The 5,273-nt window shown below is 70.8% G+C and carries 6 protein-coding genes; 2 read left to right on the top strand and 4 right to left on the bottom strand.

The features are described from left to right. Positions 1–362 precede the first annotated feature (362 nt). Together IZR01_RS47960 and IZR01_RS47955 are read left to right on the top strand one after the other, a co-directional pair. Entirely contained in the window at positions 363–845 is a 483-nt protein-coding gene (locus IZR01_RS47960; RefSeq protein WP_194927749.1) for an AAA family ATPase, read from the top strand. Between the two features lie 66 nt (positions 846–911). Then, complete coding sequence (locus IZR01_RS47955; RefSeq protein ID WP_194927748.1) at positions 912–1,496, top strand: GtrA family protein; 585 nt, start codon at positions 912–914, stop codon at positions 1,494–1,496. Between the two features lie 172 nt (positions 1,497–1,668). On the opposite strand, the gene IZR01_RS47950 is transcribed toward IZR01_RS47955, so the two are convergent. The 4 genes from IZR01_RS47950 to IZR01_RS47935 are packed head-to-tail and all read right to left on the bottom strand — an operon-like array spanning position 1,669 to position 4,906. Then, entirely contained in the window at positions 1,669–2,508 is an 840-nt protein-coding gene (locus tag IZR01_RS47950) for a GntR family transcriptional regulator (protein WP_228561390.1), read from the bottom strand. Positions 2,509–2,529: 21 nt separating this feature from the next. Next, positions 2,530–3,531 (bottom strand): proline racemase family protein, encoded by a 1,002-nt coding sequence (locus IZR01_RS47945; protein WP_194927747.1) that lies wholly within the window; start codon positions 3,529–3,531, stop codon positions 2,530–2,532. Further along, on the bottom strand, positions 3,531–4,439 hold the full coding sequence (locus IZR01_RS47940) for a dihydrodipicolinate synthase family protein (RefSeq protein WP_194927746.1): 909 nt from the start codon (positions 4,437–4,439) through the stop codon (positions 3,531–3,533). Before IZR01_RS47940 ends, IZR01_RS47945 begins: the two co-directional genes overlap by 1 nt. Positions 4,440–4,441: 2 nt before the next feature. After that, the gene (locus IZR01_RS47935; protein WP_194927745.1) at positions 4,442–4,906 is read right to left on the bottom strand and encodes a (2Fe-2S)-binding protein; all 465 of its coding nucleotides are present in this window, start codon (positions 4,904–4,906) and stop codon (positions 4,442–4,444) included. Positions 4,907–5,273 lie beyond the last annotated feature (367 nt).

The following is a 5,273-nucleotide window of genomic DNA, read 5'->3' as shown; positions in this document are numbered from 1 at the left end:
CCCGCCCGCCAACCGACCTCCCGCTCCCGCTACCCGAAAGATCGCCGACACCACCGCAGCGCACGTCCAGCGCGGCACGACCGCCCGCCACCGACCTCAGCCACCCGCCCGAGGCCCGGCTGGTACCTTGCCCGAGAATCGGGCACCGTCTCACGACCGACAGCCGCCACGTCAGCGGCCCGCAGCTTGAACGATCGCAGGTCGCAGCAGCCAACCTGCCCGGCAGCCGAGCCAACGACGCCCCGGCAGCCACCGACGAAGGCCCCGTGCCAAATGCCGCAGGCAACCGAGTCAAGAAAGCGAGGCTGAAACTTGTACGACGAACCAAATCGGCAGCGGCCCCTGCCAGGACACCGGCCGACATGACACGGATCTTGGTGACCGGCATGTCCGGGACCGGGAAGACCACCCTGCTCGAGGAACTCGGGCGGCGGGGCCACCGGGTCGTGGACACCGACTATGGGGACTGGCACGAGGTGGTCGACGGCGAGCGGCTGTGGCACGAGGGCCGGGTCGGCGCGCTGCTGGATGGTGTCGCAGACGGCAGCCCTGAACTCTTGTTCGTACAGGGGACGGTTCGCAATCAGGGGCATTTCCGTGCCCGCTTCGATCACGTGGTACTGCTGAGCGCGCCGGCCGAGGTGATCATCGAGCGACTGGCGACGCGCGCCGACAATCCCTATGGAAAGGAGCCTGCGGAGCTGGTCGAGACGTTGGAGAACCTGGAGTTGGTCGAGCCGCTGCTGCGGAGGTCGGCGACGTTGGAGGTGGTCACGACCGTCCCGGTGCCCGAGGTCGCCGACGTGGTTCTTGCGCACGTGCGACGCGCCAAGATGTCGTCGTAGCGACCTCGACCGTTCGCTCGGGGCTGGTAGCTTGCGCGCGTGGTCGGGCACCGTTTTCACGCATTGATGGCCGCCGTCGTGCGCAGGCTGCCGTTCGGGCTTTCGCGCGTCGTGGCGCCCAGCCTGCTCGGGTTCGCGGTCATCAACGGGTTCACCTTCTCGGTGGACCTCGGGTTGTTGACGCTGGCGCATCGGTTGTTGCACTGGCCGTACCCGGCCGCGGTCACGGTGTCCTACCTGACGGCGTTCGCGCTCAGCTTCGTGTTGAACCGGGTGTTCAACTTCGAGTCGCACGGGGCCCTGGGGCAGCAGACCGCGCGCTACGTGGTGGCAGTCGGGGTCAACTACTTGGTCTTCGTTCTCGGTGTCGGCACCGGCCTGACTGCGGCGGGGGTGGGCTACGCGTTGGCCCGCGTCCTGTCGGGGCTGCTCGAGGGCGTGTATATGTACTGCGTGATGCGCTGGGTGGTGTTCCAGGACGCTGCGGCTGCCCGGGCCGGTGCGGCAACCCCGGACTCGGCTGCCGCCCGGGCCGGCGCGGCAACGCCAGACCCGGCTGCCGCCCGGACCGCCGCCACGGCTCGCGACTCGTCTGGCGCCCGGGCTACCTCAGCCGCCGACCGTCGCTCGACCACCAGTGCGGACTCCTGACCCGGCTGCCATCGCAACCGTCGACTCGGCTGCCGCATCCGCTGGCTGGCCCGACGCGACCATCGGCTCGGGCCGGCGCAATCGTCGACTTGGCTGCCGCAATCGGCGGCTGGCCCGCGGCGGCTTCCGACCGGTGCGTCGCGGGCTGGCCCCGACGGCCTGCCTGCGGCAGCTACTCGCGGCCTGCCCAGATCGATCGCACGTGTGTCAGGTGCGTCTTCATCAGTGCTTCGACCGTTGCGGCGTCGCGGGCGATGAGGGCGTTGACGAGTTGTACGTGTTCCTCGGCTGAGGCGGCGAGGACGCCGGCGTCGGCTAGGGAGGGGAGGCCGTAGAGGCGTGAGCGGTTGCGGAGGTCGCTGACTACTTCTACCAGGTGGGGGTTGCCGGACAGGCCTAGGAGGGCCAGGTGGAAGGCTTGGTCGGCCTCGACGTAGCCGATGAGGTCGCGGGCTTTGGCGGCGGTGACGATGGCTTCGGCTGCTGGGCGCAGGGCCGCCAGGTCGGTGGCGGGGGCGGTGCGGGCCAGGCCGGTTACTACTGGGATTTCGATCAGTGCCCTGATCTCAGTGAACTGGTCCAGGTCGGATTCGGAGAGTTCGGTTACCCGGAAGCCCTTGTTTCGGACGACCTCGACCAGGCCTTCCTTTGCCAGGTCGAGCATGGCTTCGCGTACCGGTGTCGCCGATACGCCGAAGCCGGCGGCCAGTACCGGGGCTGAGTAGACCACGCCGGGGCGTAGTTCGCCGGCGATCAGGGCTGCGCGCAGGGCGTGCGAGACCTGTTCGCGGAGCGAGTTGTGGCCCAGTACCCGGGGCAGGTTCAGTGCCGGGCCGCGCTCGGGGTCGGCGCCGGCGCCGGCGCCGGCGCCGGCGGTACCGAGCCCGGCGCTGGTGCTGGGGCCACCGCGGGTGCTGGCGGACCCGGTGGCTCCGGTGGCTCCGGTGGCTCCGGTGGCTCCGGCGGACGGGGCGGCGAAGACCGCGGCGCCGCTGGTAGTCCTGTCTGGCATGGTCGAAACCCTATCCCGTGATTAGAGCAGGAACCCAGCAGGGAACGGATCGGTTGGATCCAGGAAGTACTGGGCTGTACCGGTCACCCAGGCGCGGCCGGTCACCGTCGGGATCACCGCGGGGCGGCCGGCGACTTCGGTCTGCTCCACCAGGCGGCCGATGAAGCGGGTGCCGATGAAGGACTCGTTGACGAAGTCGGTGTTCAGTGCCAGTTCGCCGCGGGCGTGCAGCTGGGCCATGCGGGCGGAGGTGCCGGTGCCGCACGGGGAGCGGTCGAACCAGCCGGGGAAGATGGCCATGGCGTGGCGGGAGTGTTGGGCGGTGGAGCCGGGGGCGCGGAAGTAGACGTGGTGGACGGCTCGGATGGAGTCGTCGAGTGGGTGCACGGGTTCGTCGGCGGCGTTGATCGCGTCCATGGTGGCCAGGCCGGCGGCGATGATCTCGTTCTTGGCCGCGTGATCGAAGGGGAGCTTGTAGGTGTCCAGGTCGACGATCGCGTAGAAGTTGCCGCCGTAGGCCAGGTCGTAGGCGACGGTGCCGAAGCCGGGGACGTCCACCTGCGCGTCCAGGCGTTCGGCGAAGCTGGGGACGTTGCGGATGGTCACGGATTTGGCGGCGCCGTCCTGCACCTGGACGTCGGCGAGGATCAGGCCGGCCGGGGTGTCCAGGCGAACCGTCGTCACCGGCTCGACGACCGGCACCATCCCGGTCTCGACCAGGACGGTCGCGACGCCGATGGTGCCGTGGCCGCACATCGGGAGCAGGCCGGAGACCTCGATGTAGAGGACACCGTAGTCGGCGTCGGGGCGGGTCGGGGGCTGGAGGATCGCGCCGGACATGGCTGCGTGGCCGCGCGGTTCGTACATCAGCAGGGTGCGCAGGTGGTCCAAGTGCTCCATGAAGTACCGGCGCTTGGCCATCATCGTCTCGCCGGGGACGACGCCGACGCCGCCGGTGATGACGCGCGTCGGCATGCCCTCGGTGTGGGAGTCGACGGCGTGGTAGACGTGCTTGGTACGCATCAGACCTGCTTCCGCCCGCGCGCCTGCTCTTCCAGCGGCAGGACGCGGAGGGTGTCGGCCTTGATGGCGTCGTACTGGTCCGGCAGGAGCGGGACGCGGGGCGGGCGGCAGTCGCCGCCGTGCAGGCCGGCCAGGTCCATGGAGAGCTTGATGGCCTGGACGAACTCGGTGCGGGAGTCCCAGCGCAGGAGCGGGTGCAGGTCGCGGTAGAGCGGCAGGGCGGTCTGCGTGTCCTGGGCGGTGGCCGCGCGGTAGAGGTCGACGCAGACGTGCGGGATCGCGTTCGGGTAGCCGGAGATCCAGCCGACCGCGCCGGCGAGGGCGAGTTCGAGCAGGACGTCGTCGGCGCCGATCAGGAGGTCTAGGTCGGGTGTCAGTTCCTTGATGCGGTAGGCGCGGCGGGTGTCGCCGGTGAACTCCTTGACCGCGCGGATGTAGCCGGCTTCGTGGAGCTTCTGGAGTAGTTCGGGGACGAGGTCGACCTTGGTGTCGATGGGGTTGTTGTAGGCGACGATCGGTATGCCGACCTCGGCGACGGCCTTGTAGTGGGCCAGGACGGAGCGTTCGTCGGCGCGGTAGGCGTTGGGCGGCAGCAGCATGACGGCTTGTGCGCCGGCTTGCGCGGCCTGCTCGGCCCAGCGTCGCGACTCCATCGACCCGTACGCCGCGACTCCGGCCAGCACCCGGTCTCCGCCGACAGTGTCGACCGCCGTCTTCACGACGGCGGCGCGTTCGGCATTGGTGAGCGTCTGGTACTCGCCGAGCGAGCCGTTGGGGCACACGCCGTCGCAGCCGGCGTCGATGAGGGCGCGCAGGTTCGCGGCGTACGCGTCGAGGTCCACGGACAGGTCGTCGCGGAACGGCAGGGCGGTGGCGACGACGACGCCGTGCCAGGGCATGCGGGACATGGTCACTTGTTCCTTCGGTCTTGCGCGGCAAGCATGCCGAGCGGTACGGGGCGCGCCAGAGGGCGTTTGGCAGCGGCGAGGAGGTCGGCGGGGGACGGTGGATCGGCGGCATCGGGGCGGGCCAGGCAGGCCACGGCGTAGCCGCAGACGCGGCCTTGGCACCAGCCCATGCCGGCGCGGGTGAGGAGTTTGACGGTGCGGGCGTCGGCGGCGCCGAGGTCGGTGACGGCTTCGGTGATGGCCTCGGCGGGGACCTCTTCGCAGCGGCAGACGAGGGTGTCGGCGGCGAGGTGGTCGCGCCACGCGGCGGGGATCGGGTGGCGGGCGCGCAGGAGGTCGGCCAGGGCGCGTTGGCGGGCGCGGCGGCGGAGGAGGGTGGGATCGGTGGCGGGTGTGCCGGAGCCGGACGATGGCGCGGTGGCTGGCGCGGTGGACGTATCAGGGCTCGGCGATGGGGCGGTGGACATATCAGGAATCAGCGATGGGGCGGCACGCCGGGAAAGGCGGGCGGAGAGAGAGCCGGTGAGCTTGCCAGAGTCGGAGGGACCGGTGGCGGGGCTGCTGGGGCCAGGCGATGGTGCGGCGGAAGCGAAGGTGCCGGGAGCAGGCGACTTGGTGGCGCGCCGGGAAAGGCGGGCGGCGAGCGAGCTGGCGGCCTTGCCTTCGGAAGGTGCGGACTCGGTGCTGGTACCGGTGCTAGCGCTGGCGCTGGTGCCGGCAGCGCGGCGTGGCAAGCGGGCGCGGGCTGCGGCGGTGGCGCGGGCTGCGAGGCCGGAGGGCTTGTTCTCGGTGGGCGGCTCGGGTCGGTCGGAGGGCGGCGTGTCAGGGTTCGGT

It is taken from the genome of Catenulispora pinisilvae (genome assembly GCF_015356865.1).
GTDB classification, from domain to species: domain Bacteria; phylum Actinomycetota; class Actinomycetes; order Streptomycetales; family Catenulisporaceae; genus Catenulispora; species Catenulispora pinisilvae.
The sequence above is the reverse complement of the archived record's forward strand: the minus strand, read 5'-3'. Positions and strand labels throughout refer to the sequence as shown.